The organism is Rhizobium rosettiformans W3 (assembly GCF_004912135.1).
GTDB lineage: Bacteria > Pseudomonadota > Alphaproteobacteria > Rhizobiales > Rhizobiaceae > Allorhizobium > Allorhizobium rosettiformans.
Genome location: NZ_STGU01000054.1, coordinates 1 through 2,839, shown reverse-complemented (window position 1 = coordinate 2,839; position 2,839 = coordinate 1). Strand labels below are relative to the sequence as shown.

General features: G+C 61.2%; 2 protein-coding genes. One reads left to right on the top strand and one right to left on the bottom strand.

All coding sequences use genetic code 11. From position 1 onward, the window contains the following. A partial coding sequence (locus FAA86_RS24190; protein ID WP_136543851.1) for a recombinase family protein occupies positions 1-442 on the bottom strand: 442 nt, incomplete at its 3' end. Between the two features lie 125 nt (positions 443-567). On the opposite strand from FAA86_RS24190, the gene FAA86_RS24185 reads away from it, so the two are divergent. Further along, positions 568-2,839, top strand: a 2,272-nt coding sequence (locus tag FAA86_RS24185) for a Tn3 family transposase (RefSeq protein ID WP_136543849.1), incomplete at its 3' end; no start/stop codon positions are given.

The following is a 2,839-nucleotide window of genomic DNA, read 5'->3' as shown; positions in this document are numbered from 1 at the left end:
ATTTTCGTCCGCCCTTGCGACCGCGCGCTCTCGCGGAGGCGAGACCCGCCATGGTGCGCTCTCGGATCAGATCCCGCTCGAACTCGGCCAAGGTGGCGAAGATTCCGAACACCATGCGACCGGACGCAGTCGTGGTGTCGATCTGAGCGCCCTTTCCAGTCAGAACCCGCAGGCCGATCTTGCGGTCTGACAGCTCCTTCACCGTGTTGACCAGATGGGCAAGCGATCGTCCGAGGCGATCGAGCTTCCAGACCACCAGCACATCGCCGTCACGCAATGACTTGAGGCAGGCAGTCAAGCCAGGGCGATCATCACGACCGCCGGAAGCAAGATCATCATAGATATTGTCCCGTTCGACACCTGCGGCGCGCAAGGCGTCGTGCTGCAGGTCGAGAGACTGCGAGCCATCGGCTTTGGAGACGCGGGCATATCCGATCAGCATGTATCACAAACGTTGGTTTGAGGCGGCGCTTCGGCCACGATTGCATTGACCTCTGGAAATGTATCTCAACCAGCTTCATAAACAAAGCGTCTTGAACGCTATCAGATTTTGAAAAAGGAACATGTATGCCGCGTCGCGTCACTCTAACCGATCGGCAGAAAGACGCGCTGTTGCGCTTGCCGACTTCACAGACGGATTTGCTCAAGCACTATACGCTGAGTGATGAAGACCTTGGGCATATCAGGCTGCGTCGGCGCGCTCACAACAGGTTCGGCTTCGCCCTGCAATTGTGTGTCCTGCGCTATCCCGGCCGGGTGCTGGCTCCAGGCGAACTGATCCCTGCAGAGGTCATCGAATTTATCGGAGCGCAGCTTGGCCTGGGTGCCGACGATCTCGTAGACTATGCTGCCCGCGAGGAAACACGGCACGAGCATCTTGCCGAGTTACGGGGGCTCTACGGCTTCCGCACCTTCTCCGGACGTGGTGCGAGCGAGCTGAAGGAATGGTTGTTCCGAGAAGCCGAGATGGCGGTGTCGAACGAGGATATCGCCCGTCGCTTCGTAGCCGAGTGCCGACGCACCCGCACTGTCCTTCCCGCGACATCCACGATCGAGCGGCTTTGTGCCGCGGCTCTCGTCGATGCCGAGCGACGCATCGAGACGAGGATCGCCAGTCGGCTGCCTATGTCGATCCGAGAACAGTTGCTGGCATTGCTCGAGGAGACGGCTGATGATCGGGTGACCCGTTTTGTGTGGCTGCGCCAGTTCGAGCCTGGCTCGAACTCTTCGTCGGCCAACCGGCTGCTCGACCGGCTCGAATATCTGCAACGCATCGATCTCCCCGAGGATCTGCTTGCCGGCGTTCCTGCCCATCGGGTGACTCGTCTGCGCAGGCAGGGTGAACGGTATTATGCCGACGGCATGCGCGATCTCCCGGAGGACAGGCGGCTTGCGATCTTGGCTGTTTGCGTCTCGGAATGGCAGGCGATGTTGGCCGACGCAGTGGTCGAAACCCACGACCGGATCGTCGGCCGTCTCTACCGTGCTTCGGAGCGTATTTGCCATGCAAAGGTCGCAGACGAAGCGGGGGTGGTGCGTGACACCCTGAAATCCTTCGCCGAGATCGGGGGCGCCCTGGTCGATGCACAGGATGATGGCCAGCCGCTGGGCGATGTCATCGCGAGTGGGTCAGGGTGGGACGGCTTAAAAACCCTTGTTGCAATGGCAACCAGGCTGACCGCCACCATGGCCGACGATCCGCTCAATCATGTGCTCGACGGTTATCACCGCTTCCGCCGATACGCTCCACGCATGTTGCGCCTGCTCGATCTGCGAGCTGCGCCCGTTGCACTGCCGCTTCTGGAAGCGGTGACGGCCCTTCGTACCGGTTTGAACGATGCCGCGATGACCAGCTTCTTGCGGCCCAGCTCGAAATGGCATCGCCACCTTCGGGCCCAGAGGGCTGGCGACGCTCGCCTATGGGAGATCGCGGTGCTGTTCCATCTGCGCGATGCGTTCCGCTCCGGAGATGTCTGGCTTACTAGGTCCCGGCGCTATGGCGATCTGAAACACGCACTCGTTCCGGCACAATCCATCGCGGAAGGCGGTCGTCTCGCTGTGCCATTGCGGCCGGAGGAATGGCTGGCAGACCGGCAAGCTCGCCTCGACATGCGGTTGCGCGAGCTTGGCCGTGCCGCTCGCGCAGGCACGATCCCGGGCGGGTCGATTGAAAACGGCGTTCTGCATATCGAGAAACTCGAAGCCGCCGCGCCGACAGGCGCCGAAGATCTGGTGCTCGATCTCTACAAGCAGATCCCGCCCACGCGCATCACCGATCTCCTGCTGGAGGTGGATGCGGCGACCGGCTTCACCGAAGCGTTCACCCATCTGCGCACAGGAGCACCCTGCGCTGACCGGATCGGGCTAATGAACGTTATCTTGGCGGAAGGGATCAACCTCGGCTTGCGCAAAATGGCGGATGCGACAAACACCCACACCTTCTGGGAATTGATCCGCATTGGACGGTGGCATGTCGAGGGCGAAGCCTATGACCGGGCGCTGGCCATGGTGGTCGAGGCACAGGCAGCGTTACCCATGGCCCGGTTCTGGGGCATGGGCACGTCGGCTTCGAGCGACGGACAGTTCTTCGTCGCTACAGAGCAAGGTGAGGCCATGAACCTGGTCAACGCGAAATATGGCAATACCCCGGGCCTGAAAGCCTATAGCCACGTCTCCGACCAATATGCGCCGTTCGCAACCCAGGTGATTCCTGCAACGGCAAGCGAAGCGCCTTACATCCTCGATGGCCTGCTGATGAACGATGCTGGACGCCATATCCGCGAGCAGTTCACCGACACGGGCGGCTTCACCGATCACGTCTTTGCCGCATGTGCCATTC